The organism is Atlantibacter sp. RC6 (assembly GCF_014193285.1).
Classification (GTDB): Bacteria; Pseudomonadota; Gammaproteobacteria; order Enterobacterales; family Enterobacteriaceae; genus Atlantibacter.
Window position 1 is genome coordinate 113,232 of sequence record NZ_JACHZE010000006.1, and the last position, 19,256, is coordinate 132,487.

The window sequence follows — 19,256 nt, forward strand, 5'->3', positions numbered from 1 at the left end:
ATATAAGCAAATACAGAGATTGACACTATGGCTGCTATGCTTAGACCTGAGCCCGACCAAAAAGGAGATTGATATGAAGCGTTTATCCTGGATTGGCGCCTGTTTGTTAATTTCAGCGGCACCGGCATTCGCCGCGCCTGAGTCGTGCGAACGGGTGAAGGCCGACATTCAGCAGCGAATCATCAATAACGGCGTACCGGAAACCAGCTTTAGCTTAACGATTGTGCCTGGCGATCAGGTTGATCAGGTGGATGCGCAGGTCGTGGGACATTGCGCCAACGATACACACAAAATCCTCTATACCCGTACCAGCAGCGGTAATGCGCCGGGCAACCCGTCAGCGGCGCAGGATGGCTCGCAGAACGAGCCGCAGTAACGCTCTTCCTCCGGCCTGCCGCCGGAGGAAGCGGTTAACTTAAATCGATATTTTTACTGCCGAACAACCACGTCAGAATAAACCCGGACACGTAGGCCACCAGCAGGCCCGCCGCATAGACCGCCATCCCGGCGTAGATGCCGCTGCCCGAGGTCATCAGCGGCAGCGCCACCAGCCCTGACGGACCAAACACCGTATTCAGCCCTACCGGCAGACCCATCCAGGCCACCAGGCCAATAAAGAATCCGCCGCAGGCCCCGCCGAGACAGGCGGTGATAAACGGCTTCACGCGCGGCAGCGTCACGCCGTAAATCAGCGGCTCGCCGATGCCCAATAATCCCGGGATAATCGCCCCTTTGATCTGGGTGCGCAGCAGCGCCTCTTCCCTGGCGCGTACATACAATGCCAGCGCCGCCCCAACCTGGCCGCCCCCGGCCATCGCCAGAATGGTAAACAGCGAGTTGAAGCCCTGCGCTTCCATCAGCGCGAAATAGACCGGCACAAATCCCTGATGGACACCGAACATCACCGCCAGCAGAAACAACCCCGCCAGCACCGCCGAACCAAACGGGTTGCCGTTAAGGTGCAGGAACAGCCAGGACATGCCGCTAAACAGGTAACCCCCCACCGGCATAATCACAATAAAGGTCACCGCGCCCATAATTAGCAGCGTCACGGCGGAGGTTAAAATCATATCCAGATTGGCAGGCATAATACTGCGCACCCGCTTCTCAACCCACGCCCCAAGGATGGCAGCAATCAGCACGCCGATAATGTTGCCGCGCGGATCGATGGTGTGACCAAAGAATGAAGAGATGCCGGAATAGAAGCCCACGGTGGCATCGGGGTTATATCCAAGCACGAACAGCGCGGCGATGATCGCCCCGTTGACGCCCGAACCGCCGAACGCTTTTTGCGCGTTGTAGCCAATCAGGATGCTCAGAAACGTAAACATCCCTTTGCTGAACACTTTCATATAGCTGATGGTTTCCACCAGCGCGCCGTTGGGTGACGGTTTGCCCAGCACGAAGAGTTGCTCGGCGAGCGTCGCGAACCCCAGCAGCAGCCCCACGGCGATAAACCCTGGGATCAGCGGCGTAAAGATAGTGGCGAACTTCGCCAGGAACTTCTGCACGCTGCTGGTCTGCTTGCCTTTCAGCTGCTGCTTTTTCTGCGCCGCGATTTCTTGCAACGTCTGGCTTTCGTGCACGGCGTCGGCGGGCGCGCTTTCCAGATAGTGATGCATCATTTCCGCCGCCGCCTGGGCTTTACCGGGGCCGAGAACGATCTGGAACTGCTCGTCGCTTTCAATCACGCCCAGCACGCCGGGGATTTGGCGGATTGCCGCGACGTCGGCGCGGGTATCATCGCGCAATGTCAGCCGCAGCCGCGTCATACAGTTACCGCATTGCGCCACGTTTGCCCCGCCGCCAACCGCTTGCGTAATACGCGCTATCATCTCGCTGGTTATTTTTGCCATTATTTTTCCTTAAGGCGGTTAGGCGTTGTGTAACGCCAGGCGAATAAATCCGTTATGTTGTTCCAGCACTGCTTTAGCCTGCGCGGCGTCAAGGCCCGACAGCACCATCACAATGGCGGTTTTACAATGGCGGTTGCACTGCTGGAGCGCCGCCTGCGCCGTATCGCGATCGCAATCGGTGGCATCCATCACGATGGAAATCTGCCGTTCGATCAGTTTGGCATTGGTGGCTTCCACATCCACCATCAGATTGCTGTACACCTTGCCGCTGCGGATCATGGCTCCGGTGGTGATCATATTCAGCACCAGCTTCTGGGCGGTGCCCGCTTTCAGACGCGTCGAGCCGGTGACCACTTCGGGGCCGACCGCCGGGGTGATGGCGATATCCGCCAGCGCCGCCATTTCGCTCTGCGGGTTGCAGCTCACTACCGCGACGCAGGCGTTCAGGGATTTTGCATAAACCATCGCCCCTAAAACGTAAGGCGTTCTGCCGCTGGCCGCGAGGCCCACCAACACATCGTTGGCGCTAAAATTCAGCGCTTGCAGATCCGCTGCGCCCTGTTCGCGGTTATCTTCCACATTCTCCACCGCGCTTAAAATGGCTTTATGGCCGCCCGCGATGATCCCGACCACCTGCTCAGGACGGGTGCCGAACGTTGGCGGGCATTCGCTGGCATCGAGAATGCCGAGACGGCCCGACGTGCCCGCGCCGATATAAATCAACCGCCCGCCCTGCGCAAACGCCTGCGCCACGCGATCCACCAGTTGGGCGATTTGCGGCAGATAGGGCGTAATCGCCTCCGGCACGCGGCGATCTTCGTTATTGATCACGGTCAGCATCTCCAGGGTGGAGAGCGTATCAATGTTGGCGCTTGCCGGGTTGCGGCGTTCGGTCAATAACTGGCTTAAATCGATACTCATAATGGCCTCTTCTTTTCAATATGGTCAGAGTGTAAGGAATATTTTATTCCACGCATGTGAATATTGTCACATTACCTTGTTTCAGGGTGAATGAGCATATCGGACAGAAAAAGAGGTTGAAATAAGAAGATCAGTATAATCAATTGAAAACAAGCTGTTTTAACTGGAAAGATTGAGTAATTTTTTTTAGCGGATCAAAGGAATTTTTTATTACTATCGAATGTCGGCATCCAATCAGAGCGCGTAACCAGTAACGGCTACGCGCTCATTAACGAACTACTGTGCAGCGCCTGCACCATTGCCCCAGGCGCCGCGCACATAGTCAGTGACATCGCGGATCTGCTGGTCACTGAGCGTGCCGCGATACGCAGGCATTTTGAACGAAACGTTGCCACGCGTGGTGGGCGTTTCCGCGCCGTCGACAATAATTCTGACCAGCGATCCGGGATCGTCCGCCTGCACCATCGGATTGTTCACCAACGACGGCACATTGTCGTCCGTTCCCTTGCCTTGCTCTCCATGGCACGTAGAACAGTAGCGCAGGTAAACTGTCTTGCCGGCATCAGACGACGATGCGCGCTGACTACTTTGCGCCTGCCGCGGCGGCGTGGCTCCCTTCAGGCTCAGAAGATACTGCGCAATGGCGTCGGCATCCGTCTCGCTCAGATACTGGGTGCTTTGCGTCACCACCTCGCTCATCGAACCCGATACCGCGGCGTGCTTACTGCGGCCAATTAACAACAGAGATTTTAATTCTTCTGCTGACAGGTTAAGACCGCGCAACGACGGCGCGTACCAGCCGTCAATCATTGCTCCGCTCAAAAACGCGGCGTCGCTGTCGTCATAGGCTTTCTCCTGCATGGCGAAACCACGCGGGGTATGACAGGCGCCGCAGTGCCCAGGGCCAGCGACCAGATAAGCGCCGCGTTTCAGGGCGTCAGACGCGTTCGCAGGCGCAGGTTGCGGCGAATCGGTAAAAAACGCATTCCAGAGATGTAATGGCCAGCGCGCGGAAAGCAGCCAGGGTATCTCAGACTCTTTGTTGGCGGTCGCCGACGGCGGCACATCCTGCATCATGTAGTCATACAGCGCACGCAGATCCGCATCGGAAAGCTTCGCATAAGAAGGATACGGCATCGCCGGATAGAGCGGATGCCCGTCTTTAGCGATCCCCTGGCGCAACGCTTTTTCGAAATCCGCATAGCTGTAACGGCCAATGCCATGCGTTTTATCGGGGGTAATATTGGTTGAGTAAATATCGCCCAGCGGTGTCGGGAAGGCTTTGCCTCCCGCCATTGGCGCGCCGTTTGCGGTGGTGTGGCAGGCCATACAATCCGCCACGCGCGCCACATACTCACCCTCAGGATGGGCCGCCAGGCTTGCGGCAGACCAAAATATCCCGGCTGCAATCAGTAAGTTACGCATCGCTTCACCCCATCGCCTTAAGTTCGTTAACGGCCAGCCAGGCCTGATCGATAGCGGCATGGGCATAGGCATCCCAGGCGGCATCGGAATTCGCGATGGCGATGCGCCCAACAGGCTTACGCGCCCGCTCAATGATGGTCGGCATTTCATCCATATCATCAAACAGCGCCGTCGCGTAATAGGCATAGCCGTGCGCCCAACGGTTAACGGTGATCCCGGCGATATCCCGCTGGTGGTCGAAGCCAGCCCCGCCCAGCATCTCCTGTAATTGCTCACGGACCATCTTTTCGTGCTCTTCAAACGCGGTACCCAGCAAAAAAGCGCGCCCTTTGTGGAACTGCTCGCGCGCGCTCATATTGCTGCCGGGATAGGTCGGCACATAGACCATATGCAGCACCATCGGGTCGTCAGGCGATGCGGGATGCTGATAACCGCCGAGGCTGACCGGGTAATCAAGCTTGACGCGGCTGTAGGGCGCGGCGGGCGAATAAAATTCATGAATACCGAGCTGTTGGAACGCGCGCCAGTTTTTGATCACCACGTTGGTATACACCAGCGGCGCTTTGACGTTCAAACGCAGATCGGCCTTCTGCTGCTCTGGCATTTCCGGCACCAGGTACGGGATCATCATGTTATAGCCCGCCATCACTGCTTTGCGCCCCAGCACGCGATGAGGTTTCCCGTCGCGCAAATAGGTCACCAGCACGCCGTCAGGGGTGTTAGCGGCATTCACCACCACGCTACTCAGACGGATACGCGCCGGGTTTTCCGGCCGGTCCAGCGCGGCATAGTTGAGACGCGCCTTGATGGAGTCTTCCATGGTGGTGCCAGGCAGAGCATCCGAGATCAAATACTTGACCAGCAGGCGCGCCAGCCCGGCATTGCCATCAGGAAAATGGTACACATAAGGCTCTTCCAGGTCGGCGAGCGCTTCGCCATCTAACGGCGGCAGCCCCATCGCTTCCATTCCCGGTAATGCGCAGGCGCGGGCATCGCTACAGGTGATCCCCTCAATCCCGATGGCGAAAAAGTCATTCGAGCGCTGCTGGAAATAGAGCACCGCCATTTTGCTCAACCCTACTTTGGTTAACAGAAATTCACGGTAGCTGTGGTTGTCCAGCCATTCGCTTTTCTCTTCCACCGTCATGCCCGCCAGATAATCCGCAGGTTTCACGTGCAGGTCGATCAGCGCCTTGCGGTCGGATTCGCTCAGGGGAAAGTCATTGATAAATTCGTCAATGGGCCGGCCATTCAGCCGATCGTGAGGAATATCGTCAGAGACCGCCCGTCCGGGGTCGCCGCTGACGATTTTCGTCTCGCCAAAGTTCTTTTTATCAAAAAAGACGCCGCGGCTCAGTTTATGGTCGGGGTAAAAATTAACGTCAAACCCCTGTTTCATCCGGGTGACGCTAATACCCACATCGGCCAGTAATTTATTCGCCTCTTCACTGAAGTTATTCGCAGGCGACTGGAACGATTCGCTGCCGCCATAGGCAATCAGCGATTTGCCATCAACCGTGAATTCATTACGTTTGGCATGGCCGCCAAAATCGTCGTGGTTATCCAGCACCAGGATTTTACTCTGCCTGCCCATCTGCTGCTGCCAAAAGCAGGCGGCGGCCAGGCCGCTGATCCCGCCACCGACGATCACCAGATCCCAGCTCTCCTCCACGGGTAAACTGTCCAGCTTAAATCGTTGATGTTCGCGACCCAGCGCATGGGCTGTTTCAAAAGAGCCGGGATGGTTGCCGCGCAGGCCGGTCAGGCCCGGCGGATAATAATCCTCCTGGATAAACGCGCTGGATTTACCGGTAGCCCGTACCCAGTCAAGCGGCGTCAACCCCGCAGCGATAGTGATCGCCACGCCATTGAGAAAATCACGTCTGGTAATTGCCATATAACACCCTGTTTTGCTTTCAGTATTCAGCGCAAAACCGCAATACAGTTTTGCGGTGTTGTTATTTTTCTTAAACGGTATCGCCCTGGCGCGACGGCTTTCGCAAAGGGGATGAAAGAAAGGACAGACGAAATGCGGTAACGAAGCGTCACTAACAGGCTAACGCAACAACCTCATAAACACTGATATTTAATATATTTAGCGCATTACCGCTTCGTTTGCGCAACAAATATTTAAAAATTAGATCTTACGCGCCATCTGAACACACCGGAATTTGTGACAACGTCACTACTACCACCCGGTTTTAAGATAATTCCTGCCAGCGGCGCATCTACCAGTCGCCATAAGGTAAAACTAATGATTCACCGAAAAACCATCACCCGGTTGATGGTTAACAAACTGGAATCATTCCCGACGCATTGCTATAGCTCTTAACACCCTGCCAACACAAGGCATAACAATTCGATAAAGCGTGCTCAGGGAGACACACCGCAATGCATAAAAACCTCGCACTTCGCGCCGTGATGGCGCTGGTTGCACTGATCGTCGTGGCAGGCTTAATCGTCTGGGGCGTCGGCATGGAGACCGTCAGAGCTCGTCAGGTCGATTTACTTTATCTCGGGAAACAGCACTTGATCCTCGTGTTCACTTCAATGGCGCTGGCGCTGGCCGTGGGTATTCCCAGCGGAATTTTGCTCAGCCGCCCCGCCGCCCGGCGGTTTGCTGAATACGTGATGCAAATCTTTAATATTGGTAATACGTTACCGCCGCTGGCGGTACTGGCGCTGGCAATGGTGATTATCGGCATCGGCGACCGTCCGGCGATCATCGCGTTATTCCTCGCGTCGCTGCTGCCCATCGTGCGTAACACCTACGCCGGGTTGTGCTCGGTCCCCGCCTCGTTGATTGAAGCCGCCAAAGGCATCGGCATGACGCGCTGGCAACAGTTGCGCCAGGTCGAGCTGCCCAATGCGTGGCCGGTGATGCTGTCCGGTATCCGTATCGCCACGGCGATTAACGTCGGAACCGCGCCGCTGGCATTTCTGATTGGCGCCAGCAGCTACGGCGAACTGATTTTCCCCGGCATCTATCTGAACGATTTCCCAACGCTGATTCTCGGCGCGGCCGCCACGGCGCTGTTCGCTATGATTCTGGATTTAGCGCTGGCGGGGCTTGGCCGCCTGATGAGCCCGCACACCGCCTGATAATAATAACAAGGAGCGAACCATGAAATTATTGTCCCGCCTGCTTGCCGCCCTCACGGCAACAGCCCTGTTCGCCAGCGCGGCGCAGGCCGCGCCGATTGTGCTGGCGACCAAAGGCTTTACTGAGCAGCATATCCTTTCCGCCATGACCACGATGTATCTGCAAAAGAAAGGCTTCCAGGTCCAGCCGAAAACCAATATTGCGGCGGTTATCTCCCGTAATGCGATGGTCAATAACCAGATTGATATCACCTGGGAATACACCGGCACGTCGCTGATTATCTTTAACAAAATCGATAAGCGCATGACCCCGCAGGAGTCCTATGACACGGTCAAACGCCTCGACGCAAAACTCGGGCTGGTGTGGCTGAAACCGGCGGATATGAACAACACCTATGCCTTTGCCATGCAGCGTAAGCGGGCCGAAAAAGAAGGGATCACGACCCTGTCGCAGATGGTGCAACGGATGGACGACTTGCGCGAGCATGACCCGAAAAACAACTGGCTGCTGGGTCTCGACCTGGAATTCGCCGGGCGTAGCGATGGCATGAAGCCGTTGCAGCAGGCTTACAACATGCATCTGGACCGCCCGCAAATCCGCCAGATGGACCCGGGCCTGGTGTACAACGCCATCCGCGACGGGTTTGTCGATGCCGGGCTGATCTACACCACCGACGGGCGCGTCAAAGGCTTTGACCTGAAGGTACTGGAAGATGACAAAGGCTTCTTCCCCAGCTACGCGGTTACCCCGGTGGTGCGTAAACCGATCCTTGATGCCAACCCGGGTCTGGACGATGCGCTGAATACCCTTTCCGGCCTGTTGAATAACGATGTGATCTCTACCCTCAACGCCAGGGTGGATATCGACCATGAATCGCCCCAGAAAGTGGCGCGCGAATTTCTGCAACAGCACAAGCTGCTTTAAGGAGGCGACCCGATGGAGACGATTCATTACATGATGGATAACGCCGGGTATATCGGCGAGCTGACCTTCCAGCATCTGTGGCTGGTTGGTCTGGCGGTTGGTATGGCGATTGTGATTGGCGTTCCGCTCGGCGTGCTGATTGTGCGCCATAAATGGCTGGCGACGCCGGTTCTCGGCATCGCCACTGTGATGCTGACTATCCCGTCCATCGCATTGTTCGGCCTGATGATCCCGCTGTTTTCGCTGATCGGTCAGGGTATTGGCGCGGTGCCTGCCGTTACGGCGGTGTTTCTCTACTCGCTGCTGCCGATTGTGCGCAACACCCACACCGCGCTGGAGAGCCTGCCGCCGGGGCTGCGCGAAGCCGGGCGCGGCATCGGCATGACGTTCTGGCAGCGTCTGCGCTGGGTGGAAATCCCGATTGCCCTGCCGGTGATCTTCGGCGGTATTCGCACCGCGGTGGTGATGAATATCGGCGTGATGGCGATTGCGGCGGTGATCGGCGCAGGCGGCCTGGGGTTGTTATTGCTTAACGGCATCGGCGGCAGCGACATCCGTATGCTGATCGCAGGTGCGGTAATGATTTGCCTGTTGGCGATTGTACTTGACTGGATGCTGCACCGCTTACAGGTGCTGCTGACTCCCAAGGGGATACGATAATGATAAAACTGGAAAACCTCACCAAACAGTTCACGCAGAAAAACGGCCAGACCTTTAAAGCCGTGGATAACGTTAATCTTAACGTGCCGGAAGGTGAAATGTGCGTGCTGCTCGGCCCCTCCGGCTGCGGCAAAACCACCACGCTGAAAATGATTAACCGGCTTATCGCCCCCAGCAGCGGCACGATTATGATCAACGGTAAAGACACCAAAGAGATGGATACCGTGACGCTGCGCCGCAACATTGGCTATGTGATCCAGCAAATCGGTCTGTTCCCCAATATGACCATTGAGGAGAACATTACCGTGGTGCCGCGTATGCTGGGCTGGGATAAAGCCCGCTATCAGGCGCGGGCGGCGGAACTGATGGACATGGTGGCGCTGGACCCGAAAAAATTTCTCCACCGCTACCCTAAAGAGATGTCCGGCGGGCAGCAGCAGCGTATCGGCGTGATTCGCGCCCTGGCGGCGGATCCGCCGGTGCTGCTGATGGATGAGCCTTTCGGCGCGGTCGACCCGATCAACCGCGAAGTGATCCAGAACCAGTTCCTGGAAATGCAGCGCCAGCTTAAAAAGACCGTGATGTTGGTGAGCCATGATATTGATGAAGCGCTCAAGCTCGGCGACCGTATCGCGGTGTTCCGCCAGGGTCGCATCGTCCAGTGCGCCAGTCCGGATGAACTGCTGGCGAAACCGGCCAATGAGTTTGTCGGTTCGTTTGTGGGCCAGGACCGTACCCTGAAGCGCCTGCTGCTGGTACAGGCCGGCGACGTTACCGACCAGCAGCCGACCATCACGGTGCAGGCATCGACGCCGTTATCAGAAGCCTTCGCGATTATGGATGATAACGATCAGCGCTCGGTTACCGTGGTAGATAACGCGTCCAAACCGATTGGCTTCGTGAAGCGCCGGGAAGCGCGCGGCGCGACGGGCGTGTGCGGCGATATCCTGCATCCGTTCCGTATCACCGGCAAGGCGGAGGACAACCTGCGCGTGGTGTTGTCGCGCTTGTATGAGCACAACACGGTATGGATGCCGATTGTCGACGAAGACGGGCGCTACAGCGGGGAAATTTCCCAGGACTATATCGCCGACTATTTAAGTTCAGGGCGAACCCGCCGGGCGTTGAATATTCACGGGGAATAAAGCAAAAAGGGATACGACAGTATCCCTTTTGATAATCAGGCGCTCAGTTTGACGGGATTGACAGGCAGTTGAATGTACTGGGCCAGCTCGCGCTGCTCGGCGCGCGGCAAATACGGCAATTCCCCCATTAACGGCGCCGGGATTTTTTTACTCAGCACCTCAATGATTTCCGCGTAGTGCGCCAGGCCGGGATTGATACGGTTCGCCACCCAACCCACCAGCGGCAACCCATCGCTGGCAATCGCCTGGGCAGTCAGCAGGGCGTGGTTGATGCACCCCTCCTGGATCCCCACCACCATCACCACCGGCAACTGCTCCTGAACCACCCACTCCGACAGCGGACGCAAATCGTTCATCAGGCTGCGCCAGCCGCCGGTGCCCTCCACCACCACGTGATCGGCCTTAGCGCTGAGCTGGCTCAGCGTATCGGTCAATAACGGATAATTGATGGGGAAACTGTGCGCCACGCTGCTTTCATCTTCGCTCAGCGCAATCGGATTGATCATGGAATAAGGCAGTGCCAGAGTGGACACGCTTTGCAACACCAGGGCGTCTTTATTGCGTAACCCCTCCGGCGTCTCTTTACTGCTTTTGGCGACCGGTTTGAAACCCACTACGCTTTTCCCTTCCGCCGCCAGGGCCTGAAGCAGCGCACGGGAAACGACCGTTTTACCAACAGCTGTATCTGTACCCGTAACAAAGAAACGCTTAAACATCACAAACTCCAGGTTATGCTCTTAAAATCTATTGATTCGGAATAATTCAATAGCGAAAGTCTAAGAGAAGATGTCTGGAGTCAGTTTGAGATAGCGCAATTTTTAGTGGATTATGAAAGGTTGTTAACCCTGCAACAGACGAATCAGCAGCGATCCCGTATACATCGCGTCTTTGACCAGCGCTGCCCCCGCCATCGTGCCCTGATTGGTAAACTGGGTGCTCTCCACCACCGTATTGCGACTGTAAGCGGGCAGCGCCTGCTGGCGGATACAATCGGCGATTGCCGGAAACAAAATATCCGACGCCCGGTTGAGCGGCGAACCAATCAAGATTTTCTGCGGATTAAACAGGTTAACCATAATCGCCAGAATGCGGCCGACGTTTGTCCCTACCCCGACGATAATATCCCGCGCCAGTAAATCGCCTTTCAGCGCCGCCTCGCACAGGGTATCCACATTCAGCGGCTGGCCGTGCAGCATCGATCCCATGGATTGGTTCATACGTTGCTGCGCCAGCTCCAGCACGCTGTCAATGCTGGCGATGGTTTCCAGGCAGCCGTGGTTGCCGCAGTAGCAGCGTTTACCGTAGGGATCGACCTGGGTATGGCCGATTTCCACCAGGCTGCTGCTACCGGCGTGTAACAGGCGGCCATCGGTGACCACGCCCGCGCCGACGTTGTGGTCGATCACCACCTGAATCACATCCCGCGCGCCGCGCGATGCGCCAAACAGCGATTCCGCCATGGTCCAGGCGCTGATGTCGTGCTGAATAAACACCGGCACCCCGGTGCGGTTTTCCAGCGCCGGGCCGAGCGGCATTTCCTGCACGTCATAAAACGGCATGCGATGCACGACGCCGTTTTCGGTATCGATAATGCCCGGTAGCGTAATGGCGATGGCCGTCAGCCGCTCAAGCTTTTGCTGATGGCGAATAAAGAACTGATCGATATGGGTGATGATGCGCTCAAGCAGCGGATGGCTATCCTGCTGCGCCAGCGCCAGTTGCTCTTCGACTACCAGTTTGCTGCTGAGATCGCGTAGCGCAAGGTTGATTTCCCCACGATTAATACGCACCGACAGATAGTGCCAGGCTTCGGTTTCCACCATCAACCCCACCGCCGGACGGCCACGGCTGCCCGGCTCCTGGATTTCGGTTTCCTGCACCAGGTGCGCTTCAATCATTTCGCGGACGATTTTAGTGATACTGGCCGGAGCCAGCTGCGCCAGACGCGAAAGATCTATACGTGACACCGGGCCAAGTTGGTCTATCAGACGATAGACCACACCGGCATTCGTCTGTTTAATCTGATCAATATGGCCCGGTTGACTATCAGCAACCACTGCAATCTCCCTTTATTTTCGGGCTTCGAAATAAATTTACGCTATGGTGAAGCACATCAACACGAGCCGTCAAATTTTTAGTCATGGTTGTGATTTACAGCACATTTTAGCGTGGCGTTGCGCTGTTTTTTTGCACGCTGAGCGCATCGTTCAACAGCTGCATAAACCGCAGGGCGGCGGCGCTTTTCTCGTGATGTTTCGACCAAACCAGCCACATTTCTGAAACCGCGTCCGCTTCGGTTATCGGCACCCAACGCATTTCATTCAGTTGAATGCGCTGGAATGATGCCGGAAGGATCGACACCCCCAGACCGGCGGCCACCAGACCGATAATGGTCATTGCCTCGCCCACCTCCTGGGCAATCTGCGGCTGGACCTCATAACGGTGCAGTAAGCCGAGAATATCGTCATACAGCCCGGTGCCGACGTGGGGATCAAAAAACACAAACGGCTGATCTGCCAGCTCACGCAGCGAAATGGCGGGCTTCGCCGCCAGTGGGTTATCGCGGTGCGCCATCGCCATCAGGGGTTCACGTAAAATGAGCTGCCAGTCGAGGGTGTCAGGCAACGGGGTATTGCGCATCAACCCTAATTCCAGCTTCCCCTCATTCAGCGGCGCGATTTGCGCCCGGGTATTGATTTCCAGGGTCTGTAAATGCACATCCGGATACCCCCTGCGAAACCGCGACAGGCTATCGGAAATCGGTTTAATAAACGGCGCGGAAGACGTGAAGCCAATGCGCAACTCGCCGGTTTCCCCCTGATGCAGGCGCGCCGCGCGCACCGCCGCCGCCTCCACCTGGTTTAAAATCTGGCGGCTGTCGCTGAGAAACTGCGCCCCCGCCGCCGTCAGGCTGACGCTGCGATTGGTGCGCGCCAGCAGCTTCGCCCCGACCTGGGCTTCCAGGATTTGAATTTGCTGGCTGAGCGGCGGCTGGGAAATATTCAGCCGCGCCGCCGCCCGGCCAAAGTGGAGTTCTTCCGCCACCGCCACGAAATAACGCAAATGCCGCAGTTCGATATTCATATCTAAAACATATCATTTGAGATTATTAATATATTAGACAGAATATTTGGCGCTTTCTACTCTGTTTGTAGCCTGTTCCGTTATCCACAAGGATCTGTTTTGAGCCGTACATCCACCGTCTCGCCTGATTCGGCTGTTCAGCCAGACGTTATTAACGCCCCTCAGCCCGCTTCATTTATTACCCGCGGTACGCCGCAGTTTATGCGCGTAACGCTGGCGCTATTTTCCGCCGGTCTGGCGACGTTTGCCCTGCTCTACTGCGTGCAGCCGATCCTGCCGGTGTTATCCCATGAGTTTGGCGTCTCCCCGGCCAGCAGCAGTATTTCGCTCTCTATCGCCACCGGACTCATGGCGCTGGGGCTGTTGTTTACCGGGCCGCTTTCCGATGCGATCGGGCGTAAAAATGTCATGGTCACCGCGTTGCTCCTGGCCTCCTGCTGTACGCTGCTCTCCACCCAGATGACCAGCTGGCACGGCATTTTGATCATGCGCGCGCTGATTGGCCTGGCGCTGAGCGGCGTGGCGGCGGTGGGCATGACCTATTTAAGCGAAGAGATCCACCCGAGCTTTGTGGCGTTCTCCATGGGCCTGTACATCAGCGGTAACTCCATCGGCGGGATGAGTGGACGGCTGCTGAGCGGCGTGATCACCGATTTCTTCGACTGGCGTGTGGCGGTAGGCGCGATCGGCTGTTTTGCGCTGGCGGCGGCGCTGATGTTCTGGAAAATCCTGCCCGCATCACGTCATTTTCGGCCCGCCTCGCTGCGGCCCAAAAGCCTGTTTATCAACTTCCGCCTGCACTGCCGGGACGACGGCCTGCCGCTGCTGTTCGCGGTGGGTTTCCTGCTGATGGGCGCGTTCGTCACGCTGTTTAACTACATCGGCTACCGCCTGATGCTGTCGCCGTGGCATCTCAGCCAGGCGGTGGTGGGCCTGCTGTCCGTGGCCTATCTCACCGGCACCTGGAGTTCGCCGAAAGCCGGCGCGCTGTCGGTGCGCTACGGGCGCGGCCCGGTGATGGTCAGTTTTACCGGCATTATGCTGCTGGGGCTGCTGTTAACCCTGCTGCCGTCGCTGTGGGTAATATTTGCCGGGATGCTGCTGTTTTCGGCGGGGTTCTTTGGCGCGCATTCCGTCGCCAGCAGTTGGATCGGCCACCGCGCGAAACGCGCCAAAGGCCAGGCCTCGTCGCTGTACCTGTTTAGCTACTACGCGGGCTCCAGCGTGGCCGGTACGCTCGGCGGGGTGTTCTGGCACCGCTACGGCTGGAACGGCGTCGGCGGCTTTATCGCCCTGCTGCTGTTGCTGGCGATCCTCACCGGCTGGCGGTTGCACCACCGCGCGCGCTGATTTCCGGGCCTCGTGTTTCCGCCCCGGTAGTGTTACTTTTCACACTACGCACTACCTGCACACGAGGCTTTATGGAAAACACTCATTATCAAAAACTTACCAAAACCTTTGCTCGCCTGTCGCGCTTCTCCCACCTTTCCGCCATTGCCGGTTGGGACATGTTCGCCATGATGCCGCCCAACGGCAGCAAGGCGCGTTCCGAAGCGCTGGCGGAAATGAGCGTGCTGTGCCACCAAATCCTCACCAGCCAGGAGGTGGCGCGGGCGCTGGCCGACGCAGAGCAGGAAGATTTAAACGATCTGGAACGTGCCAACCTGCGTGAAATGACCCGCCAGTACCAGCAGGCGGCGCTGCTGCCGGAATCGCTGGTCGAAGCGAAGTCTCTGGCGGGCAGCCGCTGCGAACACGCCTGGCGCACCCAGCGCCCCAATAATGACTGGCAAGGCTTTGCGGAGAACCTCAAACAGGTGGTGAAGTACAGCCGCGAAGAGGCGGCGCTGCGTGCCGCACAGCGTGGTGGTTCACGCTATGACGCTCTGCTGGATATCTACGAGCCGGATATGACCAGCGCGCGTCTCGACGTCCTGTTCGGCGATCTGAAAAGCTGGCTACCGGATTTACTGGCTCAGGCCAGCGAGAAACAGGCGCGGAAAACGTTGATTGCCCCGCAGGGCCCGTTCCCCACCGCGCAGCAGCGCGAGTTAGGGCTGGATGCCATGAAACTGCTGGGATTTGATTTTGACGGCGGACGGCTGGACGTCAGCGCCCATCCGTTCTGCGGCGGCGTACCGGAAGACGTGCGCATCACCACGCGCTATAACGAAAACGAACTGTTCAGCGCGCTGTTCGGCGTGATCCATGAAACCGGCCACGCCCGCTACGAGCAAAACCTGCCGCGCGAGTGGCTGGGTCAGCCGGTGGCCCTGGCGCGTTCGACGGCGCTGCATGAATCGCAAAGCCTGTTTTTCGAAATGCAGTTGGGGCGCAGCGAAGCGTTCCTTACCCGCCTGTTGCCGCACATCACCGCGCGTTTTGGCGATCAGCTTGCGTTTGAGCGTGATAACTACATCGCCTGGAACCAGCGCGTTAAGCCGGGCTATATTCGGGTAGATGCCGATGAGGTGAGTTATCCCGCGCATGTGGTGCTGCGTTATGAAATTGAGCGGGCGCTGATTGAAGGCGAAATCGAGGTGGAAGATATTCCGGCGCTATGGGATGAGAAGATGCAGGCCTGGCTGGGGCTATCGACCAAAGGCGATTACCGTAACGGCTGTATGCAGGATATTCACTGGACCGACGGCGGATTCGGCTACTTCCCGTCTTATACGTTAGGCGCGATGTACGCCGCCCAACTGTTCCACGCCGCCCGCCGGGCGTTGCCGTCCCTTGAGCGGGATATCGCCAACGGCGACTTCACGGCCCTGTTCGACTGGCTGCGCCAGAACATCTGGCAGCACGGCAGCCGCTTTACCACGGCGCAGTTGGTGGTGAACGCCACCGGCGAAGATCTGAATCCGCACTACTTCAGAAAGCATCTGGAAACCCGCTATTTGTAAAACGCCGCGCCGGGTTAACGCCCGGCGCTGTACATTGCGTTACACGCCGTAACCACTGCCTCACGGAACCCCTTCAGTATCAGCACTATAGTGCCCCCATCGCTTATCGCAAAAGGCAGGGTCAGATGCGTCGTTATCTGTTCGAGATCCTTTTTGTCTCTCTCATTTTGTGCGCCGTCGTATCGGCCTCGTTCTACTGGTAAAGCCCCGTAGCATGCTGATTTTGTTCCCTCTTTATCACCAGCCCGTCTATAATCTACATCAATGGGTTTACTTTAATAATCATAATTGCCCCACCAGAGAGTGATATGCGCAAAACCGTTGTGTTAATTCTGGGAACCGTTTTTCTGAGCATTTGTCCTGCCCATGCGGACGTCGGCGAGCCGCCGGAAGCGACAGCTAACGAGGTAAAGACGCTGTTTTTCGGTCATGATGACCGCCAGCGCATCACCAATCCAACGCAAGCGCCGTGGGACGCCATCGGCCAACTGGAGACCGAAAGCGGCAATCTGTGCACCGCGACGCTGATCTCCTCGCATCTGGCGCTCACCGCCGGGCACTGCCTGCTGGCCCCGCCGCGCGGCAAGCTCGATAAACCGGTGGCGCTGCGTTTTGTGTCGCTTAAGGGCAAATGGCGTTATGAAATTCACGGCATTGAAGGCCGCGTGGAATGGAACCTGGGCAGACGGCTTAAGCCCGACGGCGACGGTTGGATCGTCCCGCCCTCCGCCGCCCCGGATGATTTTGGTTTGATTGTGCTGCGTAATCCGCCGTCAGCGATTACCCCGCTGCCGCTGTTTACCGGCGACCGGGCAGATCTTACCGCCGCATTAAAAACTGCTGACCGCAAAGTCACCCAGGCGGGTTATCCGGAAGATCATCTGGATAATCTCTACAGCCATCAGGATTGCATCGTCACGGGGTGGGCGCAGAAATCGGTGTTATCACATCAGTGCGATACCCTGCCCGGCGATAGCGGTTCCCCACTGATGCTCCATACCGAAAACGGCTGGCAGTTGATTGGCGTACAAAGCTCGGCGCCTGCGGCCAAAGACCGCTGGCGCGCGGATAACCGCGCCATCTCGGTCACCGGATTCAGGGAGAAGCTGGAACAGCTGGCCCAATAGCGATCGCGACGGCGCGGTTCAGAGCGTCAGGCGAGTTTAATCAATACCATCCCCACCAGCAGCAGGGCTAAACCGGCCCAACCTTTGCGGTTAAGGCGCTGGCCGAACAGGACCCAGCCCGCCGCAACGGTGGCGGCGATACCGAACCCGCCCCACAAGGCGTAAGCCACGGAAAGCTCGATGCCCTTCACCGCCTGCCCGAGTGCGCTGAACGCGGCCAGCACCGCCACCAGCGAAAACACACCATACAGCGGGCGGCGAAAACCGTCGGAGAATTTCAGAAAGATGTTAGCGGCGATTTCCAGCACAATCGCCAGTACCAGCCACGCGCCGTGGATCCATTCAAACTGCGACATGGGAACCCCCGACCTGCGGCTTTTTCACTTTGCGGGTGCCCGATTTAATCAACACGATCCCCGCAACCAGCGTGGCCAACCCGGCCACTTTCCCCATCGACAGGCTTTCATCAAATAACCAAACGCTGAACACGGTAATAATTAAAATGCCGATCCCTTCCCACAGCGCGTAGGCCACCCCAAGGGCGATACGCTTAATGGAAAACGACAGGAAAATATAAGACAGGCTGATCATCACCAGCATAAAAATAAACGCGCCGGAACTTCCACTCTGGCTGGCCCATTTTAGCGACAGCGTCCCGGTAATTTCGGCAATAATCGCCAGACCTAATAAAGCCCAATAAAACATGTTTTTTCTCCTGCATGAGAAAATAATTCGCCACAGCCTGCCGCGCCATAATTTCATGACGGCAAACCGAAAAAATAACAGTGAGAGCGTGGCTACGCGCAGCGCAGACGCCAGAATTCACATGCAGGGACTAAAGCGCGTTGCGCCAGTGCTGTTCACCAAACTGATGATAAGAAAGGGAGAATACTTGCGGGGATAACAATAACGTCCTGAACAGATTGTCCATAATTTTCCAACTTATCCGCGGTATTGCTTCTCTTCGTTGCGGATGAAAATTGTCCTCGGTAGTTAAACACGCAGGAATTAAACCATAGCCGTTGGGTTTACTCAATGCCTTTGCAATTCTTTACTGAAGATGCGGTTATTGCGCTATTTTAGCGCCATAGCTACATTTTATTTTCTTTTTTCAGCGCGCCCTGCTATTGATACCGCCGGAGATTTTTTCGCAATCAGTAAATAATAAGGAATAAAAATGACAACCACCCTGCACAGGCTTCAACAACGTTACCCCCTGGCAGCGATTTGGGGATTTGGCGATTCGCCACAGATGGCCGACGAGCTCGCCGCACTGGTGATACAAGGACGCAAGCGGGCCAGCTGCGGTGCGCTGGTCTCCTATCTTAAAGAGCCGATACTGCCCGGCAGCTACAACATCATTCTTAACGGACGCGACGAGCCGGTATGCGTGATCCGCACCACCGTACTACGGGTGGTGCGCTACTGCGACGTCACCGCCGAGCTGGCAAGCCGCGAAGGCGAAGGCGACCTCAGCCTGAGCTACTGGCAGGCGTCACACCAGGCCTTCTTCGAGCGTGAAGGCACCTGGTCGCCAGAGATGGAACTGGTGTTCGAGGAGTTCGAACTGGTGGAAGTGATTTAACGCAGCGCGTCCAGGCCGTAACGCGCAATCAGCGTTTGCAGCGGGGCGAACAGTGGCGACGGCAGCGCGTCCGGGGAAAACCATTCCCAGCCGTCGCATTTTTCCGGCTCGCGGCATTCAGGCTCGCCCTGCGCGTCGCGGCTCACCATAAACAGCGTGATGTAGTGTTTGCCCACATCGTGAAACACATCGCTGACAAACCGCCCTGCCTCCAGGCTGTTCAGCATCAGCCCGGTTTCTTCTTCTGTTTCCCGGCTCGCGCAGGCTTCCGGCGTTTCGCCATATTCCAGATGCCCGCCGGGCGCGGACCAGGTCGCCGCGCCGTGGCTGCCTTTGCGCCGTCCTAACAGCAGCTTCCCATCACGAAAAATCAGTACCCCAACGCCAATTTGCGGTGACATAAATGCTCCTTTGTTGCTGCCCCAGACCGCCCGCACAGTAAAAGGTTTTTGACGACGCTTCAAGTCGCGCGGCCAACCTTAAGCACCTTAAGGTTTTCCTAATTTTGCTTTGGCATCCT

Annotated in this window: 19 protein-coding genes; 9 read left to right on the forward strand and 10 right to left on the reverse strand. The window is 57.1% G+C overall.

Translation table 11 applies throughout. The features are described 5' to 3' along the window. Nucleotides 1-73: 73 nt before the first annotated feature. Entirely contained in the window at nt 74-376 is a 303-nt protein-coding gene (locus tag FHW74_RS14585) for a DUF1161 domain-containing protein (protein WP_183171119.1), read from the forward strand. 34 nt (nt 377-410) lie between these two features. Here FHW74_RS14585 and murP read toward each other — a convergent pair whose 3' ends face one another. The 4 genes from murP to FHW74_RS14605 form a co-directional block, all read right to left on the reverse strand. Continuing rightward, on the reverse strand, nt 411-1,856 hold the full coding sequence (gene murP / locus FHW74_RS14590) for a PTS N-acetylmuramic acid transporter subunit IIBC (RefSeq protein ID WP_183171120.1): 1,446 nt from the start codon (nt 1,854-1,856) through the stop codon (nt 411-413). Between the two features lie 18 nt (nt 1,857-1,874). Next, on the reverse strand, nt 1,875-2,777 hold the full coding sequence (murQ, locus tag FHW74_RS14595; RefSeq protein WP_183171121.1) for an N-acetylmuramic acid 6-phosphate etherase: 903 nt from the start codon (nt 2,775-2,777) through the stop codon (nt 1,875-1,877). 276 nt (nt 2,778-3,053) lie between these two features. Continuing rightward, the gene (locus FHW74_RS14600; protein WP_183171122.1) at nt 3,054-4,202 is read right to left on the reverse strand and encodes a cytochrome c; all 1,149 of its coding nucleotides are present in this window, start codon (nt 4,200-4,202) and stop codon (nt 3,054-3,056) included. Between the two features lie 4 nt (nt 4,203-4,206). Beyond that, nucleotides 4,207-6,099 carry an FAD/NAD(P)-binding protein gene (locus FHW74_RS14605; RefSeq protein WP_183171123.1) on the reverse strand — a complete coding sequence of 631 codons (1,893 nt, stop codon included), beginning with the start codon at nt 6,097-6,099 and terminating at the stop codon, nt 4,207-4,209. 524 nt (nt 6,100-6,623) lie between these two features. Here FHW74_RS14605 and osmY point away from each other — a divergent pair. From osmY to osmV, 4 genes are read left to right on the forward strand one after another with little or no spacing between them, the layout of a single operon-like run. Next, the gene (gene osmY, locus FHW74_RS14610) at nt 6,624-7,304 is read left to right on the forward strand and encodes an osmoprotectant ABC transporter permease OsmY (RefSeq protein ID WP_370528039.1); all 681 of its coding nucleotides are present in this window, start codon (nt 6,624-6,626) and stop codon (nt 7,302-7,304) included. Between the two features lie 22 nt (nt 7,305-7,326). Continuing rightward, nucleotides 7,327-8,229, forward strand: coding sequence for an osmoprotectant ABC transporter substrate-binding protein OsmX (gene osmX / locus FHW74_RS14615; protein ID WP_183171125.1), 903 nt, complete (start codon nt 7,327-7,329; stop codon nt 8,227-8,229). 12 nt (nt 8,230-8,241) lie between these two features. Continuing rightward, complete coding sequence (osmW, locus tag FHW74_RS14620) at nt 8,242-8,889, forward strand: osmoprotectant ABC transporter permease OsmW (RefSeq protein WP_183171126.1); 648 nt, start codon at nt 8,242-8,244, stop codon at nt 8,887-8,889. Further along, nucleotides 8,889-10,034: an osmoprotectant ABC transporter ATP-binding protein OsmV gene (osmV, locus tag FHW74_RS14625; protein ID WP_183171127.1), complete on the forward strand. Its 1,146-nt coding sequence runs from the start codon at nt 8,889-8,891 to the stop codon at nt 10,032-10,034. Before osmW ends, osmV begins: the two co-directional genes overlap by 1 nt. 35 nt (nt 10,035-10,069) lie before the next feature. On the opposite strand, the gene bioD is transcribed toward osmV, so the two are convergent. The 3 genes from bioD to FHW74_RS14640 form a co-directional block, all read right to left on the reverse strand. Then, nucleotides 10,070-10,750, reverse strand: coding sequence for a dethiobiotin synthase (bioD, locus tag FHW74_RS14630; RefSeq protein WP_183171128.1), 681 nt, complete (start codon nt 10,748-10,750; stop codon nt 10,070-10,072). A gap of 123 nt (nt 10,751-10,873) precedes the next feature. Continuing rightward, a complete protein-coding gene (gene mlc / locus FHW74_RS14635; protein ID WP_183171129.1) occupies nt 10,874-12,091 on the reverse strand; it encodes a sugar metabolism global transcriptional regulator Mlc in 1,218 nt (405 codons plus the stop codon). 106 nt (nt 12,092-12,197) lie between these two features. Continuing rightward, the gene (locus tag FHW74_RS14640) at nt 12,198-13,118 is read right to left on the reverse strand and encodes a LysR family transcriptional regulator (protein ID WP_183171130.1); all 921 of its coding nucleotides are present in this window, start codon (nt 13,116-13,118) and stop codon (nt 12,198-12,200) included. Between the two features lie 150 nt (nt 13,119-13,268). Here FHW74_RS14640 and FHW74_RS14645 point away from each other — a divergent pair, with 150 nt between their 5' ends. The 3 genes from FHW74_RS14645 to FHW74_RS14655 all read left to right on the forward strand — a co-directional run bounded on the left by FHW74_RS14645 (nt 13,269) and on the right by FHW74_RS14655 (nt 17,151). After that, complete coding sequence (locus FHW74_RS14645) at nt 13,269-14,468, forward strand: MFS transporter (protein WP_370528040.1); 1,200 nt, start codon at nt 13,269-13,271, stop codon at nt 14,466-14,468. Nucleotides 14,469-14,539: 71 nt separating this feature from the next. Next, the gene (locus FHW74_RS14650; protein ID WP_183171132.1) at nt 14,540-16,024 is read left to right on the forward strand and encodes a carboxypeptidase M32; all 1,485 of its coding nucleotides are present in this window, start codon (nt 14,540-14,542) and stop codon (nt 16,022-16,024) included. A 308-nt stretch (nt 16,025-16,332) separates the two neighbouring features. Continuing rightward, nucleotides 16,333-17,151: a serine protease gene (locus FHW74_RS14655; RefSeq protein ID WP_183171133.1), complete on the forward strand. Its 819-nt coding sequence runs from the start codon at nt 16,333-16,335 to the stop codon at nt 17,149-17,151. Nucleotides 17,152-17,177: 26 nt separating this feature from the next. On the opposite strand, the gene mdtI is transcribed toward FHW74_RS14655, so the two are convergent. Continuing rightward, nucleotides 17,178-17,507 carry a multidrug/spermidine efflux SMR transporter subunit MdtI gene (gene mdtI / locus FHW74_RS14660; protein WP_183171134.1) on the reverse strand — a complete coding sequence of 110 codons (330 nt, stop codon included), beginning with the start codon at nt 17,505-17,507 and terminating at the stop codon, nt 17,178-17,180. Beyond that, the gene (mdtJ, locus tag FHW74_RS14665; protein WP_183171135.1) at nt 17,494-17,856 is read right to left on the reverse strand and encodes a multidrug/spermidine efflux SMR transporter subunit MdtJ; all 363 of its coding nucleotides are present in this window, start codon (nt 17,854-17,856) and stop codon (nt 17,494-17,496) included. The genes mdtI and mdtJ overlap by 14 nt, the downstream gene beginning before the upstream one ends. A gap of 472 nt (nt 17,857-18,328) precedes the next feature. Here mdtJ and FHW74_RS14670 point away from each other — a divergent pair, with 472 nt between their 5' ends. Further along, nucleotides 18,329-18,736 (forward strand): ASCH domain-containing protein, encoded by a 408-nt coding sequence (locus FHW74_RS14670; protein ID WP_183171136.1) that lies wholly within the window; start codon nt 18,329-18,331, stop codon nt 18,734-18,736. Here the strand turns inward: FHW74_RS14670 and FHW74_RS14675 are convergent. After that, on the reverse strand, nt 18,733-19,137 hold the full coding sequence (locus FHW74_RS14675) for an NUDIX hydrolase (RefSeq protein WP_183171137.1): 405 nt from the start codon (nt 19,135-19,137) through the stop codon (nt 18,733-18,735). The genes FHW74_RS14670 and FHW74_RS14675 overlap by 4 nt on opposite strands. Nucleotides 19,138-19,256: the final 119 nt, after the last annotated feature.